General features: G+C 76.2%; 15 protein-coding genes. 5 read left to right on the top strand and 10 right to left on the bottom strand.

What is annotated here, in order from left to right; genetic code table 11:
- Window positions 1-30 precede the first annotated feature (30 nt).
- The 3 genes from OG994_RS06330 to OG994_RS06320 form a co-directional block, all read right to left on the bottom strand.
- Window positions 31-2,118 carry an APC family permease gene (locus tag OG994_RS06330; protein ID WP_328852515.1) on the bottom strand — a complete coding sequence of 696 codons (2,088 nt, stop codon included), beginning with the start codon at window positions 2,116-2,118 and terminating at the stop codon, window positions 31-33.
- A 591-nt stretch (window positions 2,119-2,709) separates the two neighbouring features.
- The gene (locus OG994_RS06325) at window positions 2,710-3,480 is read right to left on the bottom strand and encodes a DUF5995 family protein (RefSeq protein WP_120326759.1); all 771 of its coding nucleotides are present in this window, start codon (window positions 3,478-3,480) and stop codon (window positions 2,710-2,712) included.
- A 116-nt stretch (window positions 3,481-3,596) separates the two neighbouring features.
- On the bottom strand, window positions 3,597-6,497 hold the full coding sequence (locus OG994_RS06320) for a helix-turn-helix transcriptional regulator (RefSeq protein WP_328852514.1): 2,901 nt from the start codon (window positions 6,495-6,497) through the stop codon (window positions 3,597-3,599).
- A gap of 194 nt (window positions 6,498-6,691) precedes the next feature.
- Here OG994_RS06320 and OG994_RS06315 point away from each other — a divergent pair, with 194 nt between their 5' ends.
- On the top strand, window positions 6,692-8,923 hold the full coding sequence (locus tag OG994_RS06315; protein WP_328852513.1) for an AAA family ATPase: 2,232 nt from the start codon (window positions 6,692-6,694) through the stop codon (window positions 8,921-8,923).
- Between the two features lie 43 nt (window positions 8,924-8,966).
- Here the strand turns inward: OG994_RS06315 and OG994_RS06310 are convergent, their stop codons facing one another.
- From OG994_RS06310 to OG994_RS06285, 6 genes are all read right to left on the bottom strand, one after another.
- Window positions 8,967-9,551 carry a dienelactone hydrolase family protein gene (locus OG994_RS06310; RefSeq protein WP_120326757.1) on the bottom strand — a complete coding sequence of 195 codons (585 nt, stop codon included), beginning with the start codon at window positions 9,549-9,551 and terminating at the stop codon, window positions 8,967-8,969.
- Window positions 9,552-9,698: 147 nt separating this feature from the next.
- Complete coding sequence (locus tag OG994_RS06305; RefSeq protein ID WP_328852512.1) at window positions 9,699-10,808, bottom strand: nucleotide disphospho-sugar-binding domain-containing protein; 1,110 nt, start codon at window positions 10,806-10,808, stop codon at window positions 9,699-9,701.
- A 51-nt stretch (window positions 10,809-10,859) separates the two neighbouring features.
- A complete protein-coding gene (gene paaI / locus OG994_RS06300; RefSeq protein ID WP_328853676.1) occupies window positions 10,860-11,276 on the bottom strand; it encodes a hydroxyphenylacetyl-CoA thioesterase PaaI in 417 nt (138 codons plus the stop codon).
- 31 nt (window positions 11,277-11,307) lie between these two features.
- Window positions 11,308-12,615 carry a phenylacetate--CoA ligase PaaK gene (gene paaK, locus OG994_RS06295; protein WP_328852511.1) on the bottom strand — a complete coding sequence of 436 codons (1,308 nt, stop codon included), beginning with the start codon at window positions 12,613-12,615 and terminating at the stop codon, window positions 11,308-11,310.
- Between the two features lie 119 nt (window positions 12,616-12,734).
- Complete coding sequence (locus OG994_RS06290) at window positions 12,735-13,184, bottom strand: DUF6766 family protein (protein ID WP_120326754.1); 450 nt, start codon at window positions 13,182-13,184, stop codon at window positions 12,735-12,737.
- A gap of 151 nt (window positions 13,185-13,335) precedes the next feature.
- Window positions 13,336-13,785 (bottom strand): MarR family winged helix-turn-helix transcriptional regulator, encoded by a 450-nt coding sequence (locus tag OG994_RS06285; RefSeq protein WP_328852510.1) that lies wholly within the window; start codon window positions 13,783-13,785, stop codon window positions 13,336-13,338.
- Window positions 13,786-13,918: 133 nt separating this feature from the next.
- Here OG994_RS06285 and OG994_RS06280 point away from each other — a divergent pair, with 133 nt between their 5' ends.
- The 4 genes from OG994_RS06280 (at window position 13,919) to crcB (ending at window position 17,000) form a co-directional block, all read left to right on the top strand.
- The gene (locus OG994_RS06280) at window positions 13,919-15,139 is read left to right on the top strand and encodes an MFS transporter (RefSeq protein ID WP_240032775.1); all 1,221 of its coding nucleotides are present in this window, start codon (window positions 13,919-13,921) and stop codon (window positions 15,137-15,139) included.
- Between the two features lie 100 nt (window positions 15,140-15,239).
- Window positions 15,240-15,998, top strand: coding sequence for a class I SAM-dependent methyltransferase (locus tag OG994_RS06275; protein WP_120326752.1), 759 nt, complete (start codon window positions 15,240-15,242; stop codon window positions 15,996-15,998).
- Between the two features lie 169 nt (window positions 15,999-16,167).
- Complete coding sequence (locus OG994_RS06270; RefSeq protein ID WP_328852509.1) at window positions 16,168-16,641, top strand: FluC/FEX family fluoride channel; 474 nt, start codon at window positions 16,168-16,170, stop codon at window positions 16,639-16,641.
- On the top strand, window positions 16,638-17,000 hold the full coding sequence (crcB, locus tag OG994_RS06265; protein WP_328852508.1) for a fluoride efflux transporter CrcB: 363 nt from the start codon (window positions 16,638-16,640) through the stop codon (window positions 16,998-17,000). The genes OG994_RS06270 and crcB overlap by 4 nt, the downstream gene beginning before the upstream one ends.
- A gap of 47 nt (window positions 17,001-17,047) precedes the next feature.
- Here the strand turns inward: crcB and OG994_RS06260 are convergent, their stop codons facing one another.
- Window positions 17,048-18,130 (bottom strand): HoxN/HupN/NixA family nickel/cobalt transporter, encoded by a 1,083-nt coding sequence (locus OG994_RS06260; protein ID WP_328852507.1) that lies wholly within the window; start codon window positions 18,128-18,130, stop codon window positions 17,048-17,050.
- Window positions 18,131-18,150: the final 20 nt, after the last annotated feature.

Raw genomic sequence — 18,150 nt, 5'->3', positions numbered from 1 at the left:
GGACCGGCGTGACGGGCGGGACCGGCGGGGTCAGCCGCCCACGTGGATGCCGGGCCGGCGGGCCGGGTCGGGTTCGCTGCGGCGGATGATCTCCCGGACGACGGGCGGCGTGTCGCCCCGGCCCAGGATCAGGTAGCGCAGCAGGTGGGCGATGGGACTCCCCTCCGACCACTCGAAGTGGGCGTGCGGCCGTACGCCGGTCACGTCGCGCAACGCCAGCAGGATCGCCGCGATGGCGTTCGGCGCCGCCGGGCTGCTGGCCCGCAGCACCCGGAACCCGCCCACCTCGACCCCGTGCACCCGCAGCACCTGGCTGAACTCGGAGGGGTCGATCACGTCGATCTCGAGGAACAGCACGTCCGCCGCGCCGGGCACCGGGTTCATGGCCCGCTGGGCGCGCTCCTTGAGCGTGTACTCCTTCGCGGCACCGCCCTTGCGCTTGTTGGCGATGAGGTGCAGCCGGCCGTCGTGCGCCAGCGACTCGGCGATGAACCGCCGGGCCGGCTCGTCGAACTCGATCCGCTCCGCCCGCAGCTCGGTGGTACGGGTGACCCGGGAGACGAGCGAGACCACGATGATCCCCAGGATGAACAGGCCCGAGATGGTGATGCCGTCCGGGTGGTTGAGGACGTTGTCGCCCAGTGCGTACAGCAGCACGAGGGTGAGCACGCTGAAGCCGGCGGTGGCGACGCGCCGCCGGTGCCGCAGTGCCGAGATGGTGACCGCGACCGCACCGGAGACCATCATGGCGAGGATCCCGGTGGCGTACGCGCCTGCCTGCGCGTTGACGTCGGCCCGGAACGCGAGCGTGATCGCGACGCTCACCAGGGTGTAGACCAGCACGACCGGGCGCACGGCCCGCCCCCACTCGGGAGCCATGCCGTACGAGGGCAGGTAGCGCGGCACGATGTTGATGAGCCCGGCCATCGCCGAGGCGCCCGCGAACCACAGGATCAGCACGCTGCTGACGTCGTAGACGGTGCCGAAGCCCTCGCCCAGGTCGGCGTGCGCCAGGAAGGCCAGCGCCCGGCCGTTGGCCGCGCCGCCCGGACCGAACTCCTCCGGCGGGATCAGCACGGTGGTCACGAACGTGGTCAGCAGCAGGTACACCGACATGATCACGGCGGCGGCGGTGAGCAGCCGCCGCGTGTTGCGGATCCGGGCGGCCAGCCGGGCCTCCCGGTCCGGCCCCTTGCCGGCGACCAGCGGCATCATGCTCACGCCGGTCTCGAACCCGGAGAGCCCCAGCACGAGCAGCGGGAAGGCGAGCGCCGCGGTCAGCACGACGTCACCCGGCCCGCCCACCCCGCCCAACCGGTCGCCCCAGTCCGCGAGCGCGCCCGGGTCGTCCAGGATCCGGGTCATCGCCACCGCCACCACGATCGCGTTCAGCGCCAGGAACACGGTCACCAGCGGGATGGCCACCGCCACCGCCTCGCGGAACCCGAGCAGGAACACCCCGCCGAGGACGAGCAGCAGCGCCACCGTGACCGCCACGGCGACGCCTTGCCCGTGGAAGCCCTCGGGCAGGTACGGGTTCTCCAGCAGGTGCACCGTCGCGTCGGCCGCCGAGAGCGTGATCGTGATGATCCAGGAGGTGGCCACGAAACCGAGCAGCACGAGCACGAAGATCTTGCCCCGCCAGAACGGCAGCAGCCGCTCGAGCATCGCCACCGACCCCTGCCCGTGCGGGCTCTCCCGTGCCACCCGCCGGTACATGGGCAGCATCCCGAACAGGGTCAGCGCGACGATCAGCAACGTCGCCAGCGGCGAGAGCGCGCCGGCCGCCACGGCGGCGATCCCCGGCAGGTAGGACAGCGTGGAGAAGTAGTCCACGCCGGTGAGGCACATGACCTGCCACCACGGGTGCGCGCGGGTCTGCCCCTCGGCCGCCTCCGGGCCGACCGGCTGCACCCGGTGCCGGAAGAGCCACCGGTTCAGCCGGCCGGGCGGTGGCGCGGGACGTACCGGGCTCGCCACCCGCTCGGGGACGACGACCCGGCGACCGGAGGGCTCCGGGCGGGTCGGGTCACGGGCCGCCCGCAGCGCCGGCCCGGGCCCGTTCGACCGGCGGCGCCCCTGCGCCCGTCGCGGCTTCGCCCCGTGCTCGTCAGCCATGTCCCCGTCCCGCGTCCAGAACTCCTGCCCCGACCGTAGGTGCTGCCGCGACCGCCACCGGACGGAACCGGCGGTTCTACCGCCGTGGACGTCCCGCGGGCGCGGCGCGGGACGGGGAGCGCCGCCGGCTCACCGGGTGCCGCCGGAGCGGGTCGGGCGCGGGGCCGCGCCGCCCGGCCGCGCCGGGGCGGGTCGGGCGGGCCGGGGTCGGGCGACCGGTGGCCGCCGGGTGGGGAGCGTCATGGCCCGCGCGTACCCGGTGCGGGCCGCCCGACACCCGCCGGCGGCGCGGGCCTCCCTCCGGTGCCGAGGAACCGGCAACGGCAGGGGCGCCGCCCCCGTCCGGGGAGCACTGCCCGCTCCCCCGGGGGCACGTGCGCGGCGAGGCGGCGTGCCCCCGGCCACCACCCCGCCGCCGTACCCTGCCCGGTCAGCCGCCGCCGTGCCGTACCCCCGGACGCGCCGCGCCGTGCCGTACCCCCGGACGCGCCGCGCCGCCGGTTCCCCCCGAACCGGCGGCGCTTCCCCCGCGTCGGTGACACGTCCCCGCGTTCCGCCCCCCGGACGGAACGCGGGGACCCCCCGTCCCGGCTACTGCAGGAACGCCCCGAGGGGCGACAGCAGCAGCCGGCCGAGCGCCGCCGCCGTGGAGTCCAGCCGGCTGCGCTCGCGCTCGTGGGCGGTCGGATCGTGCCGGCACCGCCAGATCTTCTGCGCGTTACGCCAGGCGACGTCGCGCGTGTACTCGACCAGCTCCCCCTGGTACCAGTCGTCGATCTCGCCGTTGAGCATGTCGATGAGCAGCTGCCAGCGCTCCAGGTAGCCCCGGCGAAGCCCCGGGATCTTCTCGGCGAAGATGTTGTTGATCTCGAGGTAGTCGCGGTGCTGGTCGCTGCCGTCGACCGGTTCGGATTCGAGGTGGTCGAACGTGGTGACCAGGGCGAACGGCAGGTCGAAGTTGATGTGCGCGTTCACCCCGGCGGCCGCCGACGGCAGCGGCCGCGCGTCCGGGCCGCGCATCCGCTCGAAGAGGCAGGACCACGCCTTCGGGGTGCCGGGGCTGGAGTCGGTCCACAGGCGGAGGGCGTCGAAGTAGCGGGCCGCGAACTCGACGTCCAGCCGGGACAGGAAGACGGGGTCGACGAAGCGGTCGTCGTACAGGCCGTCGAGGACCGTGGTGGTGATGGTCAGGTAGAGCTTGTTGAAGTCGGCCAGCGGGCAGCTGTCCAGCAGCGGAGGGAGCCGGACCAGCAGGTCCTGCAGCTTCGTGAGGTGGTCGACCACGGCCGGCACGTCAGCGGGGTGATCGGCGAGCAGGTCGACGATGTCCCGGTGCACGGGGCCCCAGACCGGTTCGGTCATCTCTCCTCCACAGTGGTCCCCGGCACGACGTGCCGGCGGCGACAGGGCACAGCCTTGCAGCCGCCGCTGTCCGCCGGATCAGTAGAACGACGTATACGTCGCGTACGCCGGGCGGGTCAGCCGCGCCGGTTCCGCAGGTAGATGGCGCTGGCCTGGACGCGGGTGCGCACCTGGAGCTTGTCGAAGATGTGCGACACGTGCACCCCGATGGTCCGCTCGCTGATGAACAGCCGCTGGCCGATCTCCCGGTTGGTCAGCCCCTCGGCCACGGCGGCGAGCACCTCGCGTTCCCGCGCCGTGAGCGCCGCCAGCTCGTCGGCGCCGGCGACCTCCGCCGCGGCGTCCCGCCCACGCGCGGGCTCCCGCTCCTCCAGCGACACGCGCGCCCGGGTGGCCAGCGTCCGGATCTCCGAGGTCAATGGCACGGCCCCGAGCCCCTGCGCCGTCCGGTACGCCTCGCGCAGCAGCTTGCCGGCGGTCGCCACCCGGCTGCGCCGGGCCAGCAGCGCCTCGGCCTGCCGCAGCCGCGAGTACGCCGCGGGGTAGGGGTGGTTGCGCCGGTCCCACTCGGCCACCGACCGGGCCCACAGGTCCGGGTCGTTGCCGTCGAGCCGGCCCACCTCGGCGTCGCAGAGCGCCAGGAACCCGTCGACGACGTCGCGTACCGGGCGGGCGGCCTTCTCGCTCTTGCGGGCCACCCGTTCGGCCACGTCCCGCAGCCGCCGCACCGCCGTCTCGTCGACCGCGACGGTGCGGCTGGCGTGCGCCTCCGCCTCGGCGCGCAGACCGTGCCAGACCAGCGCGGCGAGGATCCCCACGTCGTCGGAGCGGCTCTCGGTCAGGCCGCGCTGCACGGCCTGCCGCGCCAGGTCGTGCCGCCCCTGCCACATCGCGAGGCCGGCGCGCAGCGTCAGCAGCGGGATGACGTGGCGGGCGCCGCCACCGGCGAGCACGGTGGCCACCGCGTCGAGGTCGCGGTCGGCCGCCTCGATGTCGCCGTAGCCGACGGAGAGCCGGCAGCGGGCCAGCAGCAGTTCGACGGCGTCGGCGCCGGACGGGCGGTGCCGCAGCGCGGCCGCCACGACCTTCTCCGCCTCCGCCCACTGGCCCACCCGGAACAGCCCGTTGGTCGCGATGGCCAGCAGCCGCGTCTCGTACGTGCGGCCGAGCCCCAGCTCGGCGACCCGCTCGGCGCCCCGGCGGGCCACCACGACGCCCTCTTCGAGGATGTTCAGCGGGCCCGTCAGCAGCTCGGCCAGGTGCAGGTACGCGCAGGCCACGTCCTCCGGCCGGCCGGCCCGCTCGGCGATGTCCAGCGCGCGGCGCACCACCGCCAGGCCGGCGTCCGGATCCTCCAGGTACGCCTCGCTGAAGCCCAGCGCGGCGCTCGCGAGCACCACCTCCGAGGTGGAGCCGTCCACCGCGGCGGCCAGCTCCAGCGCCTCCCGGGCGCGGCGACCCGCGTCGGCGTACCGGCCGAGGTGCAGCAGCAGCTCGGCCAGGTGCGCGGCGGCGGTCGCCCGCTCCCGCGGGGTGCAGTCGTCGGCCTCCAGGGCGCGCCGGTACTCCGTCTCCGCGAGCGCGGACCGGCCGGCGGCCGCGAGGTAGCGCGCCCGGCGGATGTGCAGGGCGCACGCCGACATGCCACCCGCGCGGGCCAGTTCCTCCAGCAGGGTGAGCGCCCGGGCGTGCTCGCCACAGTGGTGGGCCGCCTCGGCGGCGCGACCGAGCAGGTCGGCCCGGTCCACGGCGCGCGCGCCGACGGCCGGGCTGTCGGCCAGCTGCAGCGCCGCCGACCAGTGCCGGTGCGCCTCGGCGTAGCCGTGCAGCCGCTCGGCCTCCTGCGCGGCGGCCACCGCGGCCGGCAGCGCCCGGACCGGCTCGCCGGCCAGTCGCCAGTGGTGGGCCAGCCGGGCCTGGTGCAGCTCGGCCTCCGCCGAGGTCAACGCCTCGGCGTAGCGGCGGTGCAGCGCCGCGCGCTCGGCCGGCAGCAGCTCGTTCTCCAGCACCTCGGCCACGAGGCGGTGGCGCAGCCGGTAGCCGTCGTCCGCCCCGACCAGGAGCCGGTGCGCGACGCCCGCCCGGACGGCCTCGATGAGCTCGGTCTCCGGCAGCCCCACCACCCGGGCCAGCAGCCAGTGCTCCACCGGCTCGACGCCGGCGGCGACGGCGTGGACCACGGCGTGCGCGGGCTGGGGCAGGGCGTCCACCCGGGCCAGGAAGATCTCCCGCAGCGTGTCGGAGAGGCCGTCGCGGCCGTCGCGCAGGTCGCGGGCCAGCTCCTCGATGACGAACGGGTTGCCGCCGCTGCGCTGCCAGATCTGCTCGGCCGCCTCCGGCGTCAGCGGCCGGCCGACCACCTCGGCGGCGAGCTGCTCGGTGGCCGCCCGGTCCAGCGGGGCCAGGTCGAGCACGCGTACGGACCGCAGCCGGCGCAGCTCGGTGAGCACCCGGCGCAGCGGGTGCGCGCCCTGCAACGACTCCGCCCGGACGGCGGCCAGCACCGAGAGCTGGAGGTCGCCGAGGCCCGCGAGCAGGTACAGCAGCAGCTGCCGGGTGCTGCGGTCGACCCACTGGAGGTCGTCGAGGACCAGCACCAGCGGACGGCCCTCGGCGATGAGGTGCAGGCCGCGGGAGACCCGCTCCAGCAGCGCGCCCGCGCCGTCCGGCCCGGCGGTCTCCTCGGCGAACATGCGCAGCAGCGCGCGCACGGCCGACGACGTGCGGGTGTGCGAGGTGGACAGTTCCGCGTCGAAGCGGCGCAGCGCCTGCAGCAGGGGATGCAACGGGGAGGCGTCGCCGATGTCCAGGCAGGTGCCGGTGAGGACCACGGCGCCGGCGTCGCGCAGGTGCGTGCCCACCTCGCGCAGCAGCCGGGTCTTGCCCACCCCGCTCTCGCCGGTGAGGAAGACCGCGGCGGTGTGCCCCTGCGCGACGTCGTCGAGCAGGGCCGACCGGACCGACTTCAGCAGGTCGGCCCGGCCGACGAGCGGTGCCGTGTCCACATCGCTGGCCATGGCACGCAGCCTAGTCACAGGCCCCCGCACCGTTCTACGTCCGTTTCCCCCATGTGGTACTCCTCGCGTCGACATTGCGACCGAAGGTTGCGCGCGGCCGACATACGTCGTCCTACGGATCCCCGGTCGGCGCGGGAGTGCGAGTCTCCGAGGGTCATCAGCCGCCAACCGGGGGGAAGGGCAGGTGCGAGGCCATGTCCACGTTCGTCGCTGCCGCGCCGCGGGTCCCGTCGCCACGCTGGCCCGTGCCCGAGGAGAGGCGCACGGTCACCGTGCTGTTCGCCGACATCGTCGGGTCGACGGCGCTGGTGGACCGGCTGGACCCGGAGGACGTACGCGCCGTGCAGCGGGCGTACTTCGACACCGTGGCGGGAGTGCTGCGCCGCTGGCACGGCGTGGTGGAGAAGTACATCGGCGACGCGGTGATGGCACTCTTCGGCGCCCGCGAGTCCGACGGGTTCGACGCGTACCGCGCGGTCCGGGCGGGGCTGGAGATCCAGCGGGAGCTGGACCGGCGGCCGCTGCCGGGAGGGGCCACCCTGCGGGTCCGGGTCGGCGTGGCCACCGGCGAGGCCGTGGTCGACCTGGGCGCGGCGCGCGACGGCGGGCACGGCGCCGCGAGCGGCGCGGTCATCACGACCGCGGCACGCCTCCAGGAGTACGCCCCGCCGGGCGCGGTCGTCTGCTGCGCGGCCACCCACCGGGCCACCGCGGGGACGGTGACCTACCGGCGGCTCACCCCGGTCACGGTGGCGGGCCGGGTGCCCCCCGTGGGCGTCTGGCACGCGGTCGGGCCGGCCGGGCCGGCGGCCGTACGCCACGACGCCCCGCTCGTGGGGCGCCGGCGCGAGCTGGCCGGCGCCCGGGACCGGATCCTGCGCGCCGTGCGCGACCGCAGCCCGCGGTGGGTGTCGGTGGTGGGCCCTGCCGGGAGCGGCCGCAGCCGGCTGCTGCACGACCTGGTCCGGTCGCTCGACGCCGTCGACGGGACGCCGGTCCGCTGGTGCGTGGCGTCCTGCCCGCCGTACCCGGACGAGCCGCTGGCCCCGGTCGCGCAGCTGCTGCGCGCGCTCGCCGGCTCCGGCGCGCCGGGCGCCGGGTGGGCCGGCACCCTGGCCGGGCTGCTCCCGCCGGCCCGGCTGGCGACCGCCCTGCCGGCGCTGGAACGGCTGCTCGACGTGCCCGACGGCCAGGCCACGGCGGGCGCCGCCTGGTGCCAGGAGCTGCTGCTGCGGGTGGCGGCCCGCGGTCCCGTGGTGGTGGCGGTCGACGACCTGGACCGGGCCGCGCCCGCGGTCGACCGGTTCCTGCACTCGCTGTTCGTCGCGGCGGCCGCGCGGGGGCTGCCGCTGGCCGTGGTGACGCTGCACCGGCCCGACCGGGCCGACGTGCTGCCCGTGGCCGCACAGCGGCACCACCGGGTGCCGCTGCGCCCGCTCACCCCCGTGCAGACCGGCCGGCTGCTGCGCCACCTGCTGATCCGCGCCGAGCAGCCGCTGCGCCTGGTCACCCGCCTGCTCCCGCTGGTCGGGGGCCACCCCGGCCACGCCGCCGCATACGTGGGGGCGCTCGCCGACGGCGACGACCGGACGCTGCCACCGCTGCCGGAGGCCCTGCGCCGCGCGGTCGGGGCCGAGCTGGACCGGCTCGACGGTCCACACCGGGCGGTGCTGATGGCCGCCGCCGTCCTGCCTCCCGGGTTCACCGCGGACGAGGTGGCGCGGGTGCTCGACTGGCCGGCCGAGCGGTTGCCGCCGGCGCTGGCCGCCCTGGTCGCCGCCGGTCTCCTGGTCCCCCATCCCGCGGGTGGGCACGCGCTGGCGTCGCCCGCGCTGCGCCGGGTCGCCGCCGACCGGCTGCCCCGCCGGTTCCGGGCCACGTTCGGTCAGCGGGCCGTCGACGTGGTGCTGTCCCACCGCCTCCGCCGCCTCGACCCGGTCGGCGGCCCGGCGGCGGCGCCCGCCCGGCCCGCCCGCCGGCACGTGCCGCCCGTCCACCCGGTCGCGGCCGTCCCCGCGCCGGCGGCCGTGGTTCCCGGACCGAGGGACGCGCCGCCCGGGGCACCCGCCGTACGCCAGGCGGCGCCGCCACCGCGGGTCCGGTCCCTCGACGCGATGCCGTTCAACGGCCGCTACCCGGCGGCCGGCAGCGGGACGCCCGGGATCGACCGGTCCGCGCCGGGCCGCTGGCACGGCGCCGGACCGGCCCCGGAGCCGCCCGGCCCGATCGCAGCCGGGCGCGGCACTCACCCGCCGGCGCGGGGCACGGGACGCGACCCGGCGTCGAGCGGCACGGCCCGGGACGCGCCGGCCGGGGACGCCGTGCGGGCGCCGACCGGCGCCGCGCAGCCGCCCGTACGGCCCACCGTTGCGCTCGACCCGTCGGACACCGGACCGGCAGTGGAACCGGCGGCGGCCGCCGCCTGACCGGCACCCGACGACAGCGGAGTCGCCGGTCGGGGCGCCGGCGTCAACGGCCGGCGAGGAAGGCGAGGACGCGGGCCCAGGTCGCCACGGACGCGACCGGGTCGTGGTCGGCCACGTCCGGGTCGGTGAACAGGTGTCCGGCGCCCGGGTAGCGGTGCACCTCCAGCGCGGCCCCCGCCCCGGTCATCGCCCGCCGCCACTCGTCGACCTCCTCCGGCGGCTCGTACGGGTCCGGCTCGGCGAGGTGCAGCTGCACCGGCAGCCCGGGCCGGACGGTCGCCGGGTCGCCACCGGTGCCGTGCAGGAGCAGCAGCCCCGCCGCGTCCGGGCGGTCGGCGAGCACGGCGCCGGCCACCCCGGCGCCCATGGAGAAGCCGCCCAGCACCGTCTCCGGCGGCAGCGACGCCACGGCGGCCCGGGCCCGGTCGAGCACCGCGTCCTCGCCGACCTTCCCCAGCAGGGCGAAGCCCTCCTCGACGGTCCCGGCGGCGGGCACGCCGTAGAGGTCGGGGACGGTGACCTCGTGGCCGGCGGCGCGGAGCCGGTCGGCGGCGGCCAGGGTCGCCGGACGCAACCCGTACACGGAGTGGAAGAGCACGACGTGTCCCATCCGGACATCCTGCCGCATTCCGGCCGTCGCGCCGGGGACGCCGGGCCGCGGGACGGGCGCGGACGCCCGTGCGGCCCGGCCGCCAGGTCCACGGTCGTCGGTCCCAGGTCGCCAGGTCGCGGTCGCCAGGTCGCGGGTCGTCGCGCCCCGGCGCGTCCTCGGCGGTCAGCGCAGCGCTTCGAGCCGGCCGACCAGCGTGGCGGGGTCGGGCATCGCGGCGATCTCGTCGCCGACCTCCCGCGCCGCCCGGCGCAGCGCCGGGTCGTCGACCAGCCGGGTGAGCGCCTCCGCGGTGATCTCCTTCGGGGCGAGCGCGAGACCGGCTCCCCGGCGCGCCACCAGGTCCGCGTTGTGCCGCCGGTCGCCGGGGCCGGGGGTGGCCAGCTGCGGCACCCCGGCGGCGAGGGCGTGGTAGACGCTGCCGGCGCCGCCGTGGTGCACCAGGGCCGCGCTGGCCGGCAGCGCGGCGGGCAGCGGGATCCAACCGACCGTCCGGACGTTTGGCGGCAGTGCCCTGCCGGCCAACCGGCGGTCGGGGCGCACCAGCACGAACTCGGCGTCGACGCGGGCGGCCGCGGCCACCACGGCGCCCATCGGCCCGCCGCCGCCCGGCCCGGTGAGCGTGCTGCGGCTCACGAGCACGCGGGGTCGCTCGCCCGGCTCGCGCAGCCAGTCCGGCAGCTCGCCGCCGCCGAGGTAGGCGCCGTAGCGCATCGGCCAGCCGTCCTGCGCGAGCACGCTGGGCGGGGCGACGGCGATGGCGGCGGCCGGCGGCGGCAGCGCGGCGACACCGTGGCGGCGCAGCGCGCCGGTGAGCCGGGCGGTGGTCGCGCGGACCAGCTCCCGGCCGTCGAAGAGGGCGTTCTCCTGGCGTACGGCCGGCACGCCGAGGCGGGCCGCGGCCACCGCGCCGGCCACCGCGAACGGCTCGTGCAGCACCAGGTCGGGCCGCCACGCCGTGGCCAGCGCGACCACCGGATCGGTGAGCCGGTCGTTGAGCGCGCCGAAGAGCAGGCCCGCGCCCCGGGTGCCGGCCGTCCCGGCCAGCTCGGCCCGCGCGACGAGCGGGTGGCGGAGCAGGACGCCACGGGCGATCCGCCCGAAGTCGAACCCCGGCGCGACGTCGCGCACCGGGAGGCCGGAGCCGGCCACCGCCATCCCCTCGCCGCCGGTGGCGACCAGCACCTCGTGCCCGGCCTCGCGCAGCGCCAGCGCGAGCGGCACCAGCGGGAAGACGTGACCGACCAGCGGCGCGGAGACCACCAGGACGCGCATGCGGCGATCCTATGCGGACGGTCGGTGACGGGGGATCCCGCGCGCGGCGGGTCAGCGGCCGGCGGTCGCGTCGGCCGGGGCGCCGTCGGCGCGGGACCGGTCGGCGAGCGTACGGCTGCGGCCCCGGAACTCGGCGACCACCGCGCCGTCGTCGCGGGTGACCGTGACGTCGTAGATGCCGCTGCGGCCGTACCGGGTGCGCTCGGTGGCCCGCGCGGTCAGGACGTCACCGGCGCGTACCGGCCGGACGAAGCTGATCTCGCCCCCGGCCGCGACGGTCACCGGCCCCCAGCTGTTGCACGCCAGCGCGAACGCGGTGTCGGCCAGCAGGAACACGAAGCCGCCGTGCGCGATGGCGTGGCCGTTGAGCATGGCCTCGGTCACCGGCATCCGCGCCACGGCGGCGCCGTCGGCGGCCTCGACGAGTTCGATGCCGAGCCCGCGCGAGGCCACGTCGGCGTCGAACATGTCGTGCGCGGCGTTGCGCTCGTTCCCCACGTCAGCCCGCCCGCCGCTGGTCGACGATGCGCCGCATCTTGCCCATCGAGCGCTCCACCCCGTCCGGGGCGATCACCTCGACCCCCACGCTCACCCCGATGGTGTTCTTCACGAGGCCCACCAGCGCGGCGCCGGCCCGCTCGGCGGCGTCCACGGCCACGCCGGCCCGCCGTTCGACCCGCACCGTGAGGGTGTCCATCCGCCCCTGCCGGTCGAGCACGCACTGGAAGTGCGGGGAGAGTTCGGGCGTACGCAAGATCAGCTCCTCGATCTGGGTCGGGAACACGTTCACCCCGCGCACGATCATCATGTCGTCGGTCCGCCCGGTGATCTTCTCGATGCGGCGCATCGGGCGGGCGGTGCCCGGCAGCAGGCGGGTCAGGTCGCGGGTGCGGTAGCGCACGACCGGCATCGCCTCCTTGGTGAGCGAGGTGAGGACCAGCTCACCCCGCTCGCCGTCGGGCAGCACCTCGCCGGTGACCGGGTCGATGATCTCCGGGTAGAAGTGGTCCTCCCACAGGTGCAGACCGTCCTTGGTCTCCACGCACTCGGTGGCGACGCCGGGGCCCATCACCTCGGAGAGCCCGTAGATGTCCAGGGCGTGCATGTCGAGCCGCTGCTCCATCTCCCGGCGCATGTCCTCGGTCCACGGCTCGGCGCCGAAGATGCCGATCTGCAACGAGGTCGTCCGCGGGTCGACGCCCTGCCGCTGCATCTCGTCGATGATGGCGAGCATGTAGCTGGGGGTGACCATGATGATCTCGGGTTCGAAGTCGCGGATCAGCATCACCTGCCGCTCGGTCATGCCGCCCGAGACGGGGATGACCGTGCAGCCCAGCTCCTCGGCGCCGTAGTGCGCGCCGAGGCCGCCGGTGAACAGGCCGTAGCCGTACGCGACGTGCACCCGGTCGCCCGGCCGGCCGCCGGAGGCGCGGATCGACCGCGCCATCAGCCGGGCCCACGTGGTCAGGTCGTCGCGGGTGTAGCCGACGACGGTGGGCCGGCCGGTGGTGCCGGAGGAGGCGTGCACCCGGGCGATCCGCTCGCGGGGCACCGCGAACATGCCGAACGGGTAGTTCTCCCGCAGCTCCGCCTTGCCGGTGAACGGGAACCGGGCCAGGTCGCCGAGGTCCCGGCAGTCGTCGGGATGCACGCCGGCGGCCTCGAACGCCCGCCGGTAGTGCCGCACGTTGTCGTACGCGTGCCGCAGCGACCAGCGCAGCCGCTCGAGCTGCAGCGCGCGCAGCTCGTCCACGCTGGCCCGCTCGATCGGCTCCAGGTCCTCGGGTCGAGGGGTCCGGTCCTGCATCGGCTGCCTCCTGTCCACCCGCCGTCACGGCCGGGTCCGTGCTCGCTGACCCGGTACCGTACGCCCGCGCCGGGACGCCCGTGCCGGGGGGCGGACGGCCGTTTTCGCCGGCGGACCGGTCAGGCGGCCGGTTGCGGTGCCCCGTCCGGGTTCTCCGGGTCCATCCCCCGCTCGCGCAGCAGCGCGTCGAGCTTCGCCTCGATCCGCTCGTCGGACTCCCGGGACTGGGAGGAGCCCCAGTAGTAGAAGAGGGCGAGGCCGGCCGCCTGCCAGACGAGCTGGAGGAACTCCGACTGCCAGTTCTCCAGGGTCGACGCGAAGAACTGCGGCAGGAACTCGGTCCAGGCGAAGGACTGCCCGTGCTGGCTCGCCTCGTTGCTCTCCACGGCCATCTGGAACACGAACTGGCCGATCCAGGAGACGAGGAACAGGGCGCCCGTGACGAGCGCGAACGCGTACGCCTTGGGCCAGCGCGGCTTGCGGAAGGGCGGCCCGGAGCGGCGGCCGGAGCCCTCCCGTCCCGATGTGTGGCCGGACGCCCGGCCGGTCGACGTGGTGGTCTGCGCCATCACGAACCCCCCTCTTCGACGATCCTGGCCGGGCATGTGCCCCGGGCCGGCGACGGCGAAACGGCGGGTCGGCGTGGCGCGGGCGCGGTGGTCAGCCCGGGGGTCGGCGTGGCGCGGGCGCGGTGGTCAGCCAGGGGGGTCGGCGCGGCGGTCAGCCGGGGGTCGGCAGCCGGTGCAGCGCGTCGACGAGGGGAGCGAGTTCCGGGGTCGCCTCGGCCTCGGCCAGCGCGTCGGCGAGCACCCGGTCGTGGGTGGGCCGGGCGCGGGCGAGCAGCTCGCACCCGGCCGGGGTCAGCTCGGTGTAGATGCCGCGCCGGTCGTCGGCGCAGAGGACCCGGGTGAGCAGCCCCCGCTCCTCCAGCCGGGTGACGAGGCGGGTGGTGGCGCTGCCCGAGAGCGCCGCGGCCCGGGCGAGCTGGCGCATGCGCATGTGCCAGCCGTGCTGCCGGGAGAGCGCGTCGAGCACCGTGTACTCGACCACGGAGAGGTCGTGCTCGGCCTGCAACGCCCGCTCCAGAGCCGTCTCGATGAGCCCGTGCAGGGCGGCGAGCGTACGCCAGCCCTGCGCGCGGATCTCCACGGCGTCGTCGGCGATGCCCATGCCGCCACCTCCCGTGATGCGGATCGCTCGCCAGGCTAGCACGCTTGCGCAGGTATGAAGCGCGTGCAACTATCTCGTTGTCCACGCGTGTAGTTGCACACGCCTGCAATCTTGTTCCTCGACGGGATGGACCATGTCCGTACGTTCCCAGTCCCTGCCCGGTGGCCTGCTCGCGCTGGCCATCGGCGCCTTCGGCATCGGGCTCACCGAGTTCGTGATCATGGGCCTGCTGCCCGAGGTCGCCGCCGACTTCGCCGTCAGCGAGCCGGTCGCCGGCTGGCTGATCTCCGGCTACGCCCTGAGCGTCGCCGTCGGCGGGGTGGCCCTGACCGCCGCCGTCACCCGCCTGCCCCGCAAGCAGGTGCTGCTCGGCCTCATGGTGCTCTTCATCGTCGGCAACCTGCTCTCCGCCGTCGCCGGCGACTACCCGACGATGATGGTCGGCCGCGTCGTCGCCGCGCTCTGCCACGGCGCCTTCTTCGGCATCGGCGCGGTGGTCGCCGCCGGGCTGGTCGCCCCCGCACGCCGGGCGGGCGCCATCGCGCTGATGTTCGCCGGGCTGACCATCGCCAACGTGCTCGGGGTGCCGTTCGGCACGCTGCTGGGCCAGCACCTCGGCTGGCGCTCGACGTTCTGGGCGATCACCGGCATCGGGGTGGTCGCGCTGATCGGCCTGGCCGCGCTCGTACCGGCCCGCGCGAGCGCCGACGCTCCGGCCGGCGGGCTCCGCGGCGAGCTGCGCGCCTTCACCCACCCGCAGGTCTGGCTCTCGCTGGTGATCACCGTCCTCGGCTTCGGCGGCATGTTCGGCGCCTTCACCTACATCGCGTTCACCCTCACCGAGGTGAGCGGGTTCGCCTCGGGCGCCGTGCCGTGGCTGCTGGTGCTCTTCGGCGTGGGCCTGTTCGCCGGCAACCTGCTGGGCGGCCGGGCGGCCGACGTCTCGCTGTCGCGGACCCTCGTCGTCGTCCTGGCCGCGCTCACCGTGGTGCTGGCCGGGTTCGCCCTGACCGCCGGCAGCCGGCCGCTCACGATCGCGGCCCTGGTGCTGATGGGCGGCTTCGGTTTCGCCACCGTGCCACCGCTGCAGATGCGGATCATGCGGTACGCGAACGAGGCGCCCACCCTCGCCTCGGGCGCCAACATCGCCGCCTTCAACGTCGGCAACGCGCTCGGCGCGTGGGTCGGCGGCCTCACCATCGCGGCGGGCCTCGGCTACACCTCCCCGATCTGGGCGGGCGCCGGTCTCACCCTGGCCGGTCTCGGCGTCCTGCTCGTCGCGCTGCGCCTGGACCGGCGCCGGTCATCGCGTCCGGCGACCGAGGCGTCCCGGGAGCCGGCGACGGTGGCCTGAGCCCGCCCGACCCGCACCCGGACCGCCGTCCGAGGCTTGTTGCAAATAACTGGCAACAAGGTCTGGACGGCGGTCCGCCTGGTAACTAGCCTCATGGGGCATGAGCCCTTACATCACCGACGCGTCCGCCTGGCAGGAGAGCTGGGACCGGCAGCAGGAGGCGTACCTGCCGGACCGGGAGCACCGGTTCGCCGCCATGCTCGACGCGGTCGACGCGACCACCGACGGCGCACCCCCGCGCCTGCTCGACCTCGCCGGCGGCACCGGCACCATCTCGCTGCGCACCCTGGCCCGCTTCCCGGGCGCCGACGTGACCCTGCTCGACCTCGACCCGGCCCTGCTCGCCATCGCCGAGGCGTCCCTCGCCGGTCGCGCCACCGTCGTCACCGCCGACCTCGGCCGTCCCGACTGGGTCGCCGGGCTCCCCCACCGCGAGTACGACGCCGTCCTCACCGCCACCGCCCTGCACTGGCTGCCGGCCGACCGGCTCGCCCGCCTCTACGCCGAGATCCGTGACGTGCTGCGCCCGGGCGGCATCCTCGTCAACGCCGACCACATGCCCGACGACGCCCTGCCGGGGCTGACCAAGCGGCTCGCGGCCCGCGCCGAGGCCCGCCGCACGGCCCGGTACGCCGCCGGCGCGGCCCTGTCCTGGTCGCAGTGGTGGGAGCGGGCCGCCGCCGACCCGGCCCTCGCCCCGCTGGTCGAGCGCCGGCACGCCATCTACCCGAGCGGGCACAGCCCGGAGTGGACCCCGCCGGCGTCCTGGCACCTGACCGCCCTCACCGACGCCGGATACACCGAGGTCGGCACGCTCTGGCGCGGCGGCGCCGACGCCGCGGTCGTCGCCGTCCGCTGACCGGCCCGGCCGGCCGCGGGCCTATCCTGACCCCGCGACCCCGCACCGCCGTGCGGACGGTGGTCCCGGGCCCGGGCCCGGGCCCGGGCCCGGGCGAGGGCGACCGGCCGCGACGGCACGGGGCGGACCGCGCCGCGGGCCGGTCGCGGCGGAGACCGGGAGGGTACGGGTGGCGGACGGAGCGGGCCGGCGGGTCGACCCCGACGTCGACCTGCGGGTGCCGCGTGACCGCCGGGAGGTCGCCGCGCACCCGGCCGCCGTGCTCGGCGCGATCGCCGCGGGCGGGGTGCTCGGCGCGCTGGCGCGCGCCGGCCTCCAGGCCGCCTTCCCGCACGGCCCGGCCACCTTCGCCTGGGCGACTTTCGGCGTCAACGTGAGCGGGTGCCTGCTCATCGGCGTGCTCATGGCGGTGCTGCGGGCGGCCGGCGGCGGTCCGCCACTGGCCCGTCCGTTCCTCGGTGTCGGCGTGCTCGGCGGCTTCACCACGTTCTCGACGTACGCCGTCGACGTGCACGCGGCACTCGTCGCCGGCGCCCCCGCGACCGCGCTGGCCTACCTGGCGGCGACCGTCGTGGGGGCGCTGTTCGCCGTCTGGACCGGCGACACGCTCACCGGACGGCTGCTGTCCCGGGGTGCCCGGTGACCGTGCTCCTCGTCGCGCTGGGCGCGGCCGTCGGCGCGCCGCTGCGCTACCTCACCGACCGTGCGGTGCAGGCCCGGTTCGGCTCGGCCTTCCCCTGGGGCACGCTGACCGTCAACGTGGCCGGCTCGCTGCTGCTCGGCGCGCTGGCCGGGCTCCCGACCGGCCCGGCCGTCGGCGCGCTGCTCGGCACCGGGTTCTGTGGCGCGCTCACCACCTGGTCCACGCTGAGCTACGAGACGCTGCAACTGGCCCGGGCCGGCGGCCGACTGCCCGCTCTCGTGAACGTGCTGGGCAGCGTCGCCGCCGGCCTGGCCGCGGCCACCGTCGGCTACGCGCTCACCCGGACCCTCGCCGGCTGAGCGGCGAGCGGGGCCCATCCGTTGTGCTGGGCCCCTCGCCGACACCCTCAGTCGGCGGCGCCCCCGCCGTAGCGACGGTCGTAGCCGCGCAGCTTCCACAGCGCCACCGCGCCGACCCACGAGACCACGAAGAGCCCCACCACCACGTAGCCGAGCTGCTCGAAGTGGTCGGCGACACCGGCGTACCCGGCGAGCACCCGCACGTCCAGGTGCTCGACCAGCAGCCCGGCGCCGTAGACGCTGGCCACCACGCCGCCGACGAGCACGGTCATGCCGGTCGTGGCCAGGTTGTAGTAGAGCCGCCGGGCCGGGTGCCGGTACGCCCACGAGTACGCCCGGCTCATGAGCAGGCTGTCGGCGGTGTCCATGGCGGACATGCCGGCCGCGAACAGCAGCGGCAGCGTGAGCAGCGCCAGCACCGGCAGGCCCCCGCCGGCGGCGGTGCTGGCCGACAGGGCGAGCAGCGTGACCTCGCTGGCGGTCTCCAGGCCGAGGCCGAAGAGGAACCCGACCGGCGCCATGTGCCACGAGGAGCGCACCAGCGAGCGGGCCCGGGAACCGAGCACCCGCTGCACGAGGCCGCGGTTGAGCAGCTGGAGGTCGAGTTCCCGCTCGTCCAGCTCGCCGTGGCGCAGCCGCCGCCACAACCGGGCCAGCCCGGCGAGGACCGCCGCGTTGAGCAGCGCCACCAGCGCCAGGAACGCGGTCGCCGTGACGATCGCGACGGTCGCGCCGACCTCCCGGACGCCGGCCAGCCGGGGCCCGGTGAGGTTGGCCGAGGCGAGCCCGACCACGAGGGCCAGCAGCAGCACCACGGCGCTGTGCCCGAGCGCGAAGAAGAAGCCGACCCCGACGGGCCGCCGGCCGCGCAGCAGCATGATCCGGGTGGTGTCGTCGATCGCCGCGATGTGGTCGGCGTCGAAGGCGTGCCGCACCCCGAGCACGTACGCGAGGGTGCCCGCGCCGGCCAGCCCGCCGGCGGCCACGGGCTGGTTGTTCCAGTACAGGTAGAGGCTCCAGCCGGCGACGTGCAGCACGGCGACGGCGAGCACGATGCCGCCGAGGCGTACCCGCTCGGCGCGGCTCCACCGGCCGACCGGCGGCGCGGTGGTGAGGGTCGTCGAACTCATCGGACTCCTTCGGGGTGGTG

This window comes from Micromonospora globbae, from assembly GCF_036184225.1.
GTDB lineage: Bacteria > Actinomycetota > Actinomycetes > Mycobacteriales > Micromonosporaceae > Micromonospora > Micromonospora globbae.
This window is presented reverse-complemented; position numbering and strand designations above follow the sequence as displayed.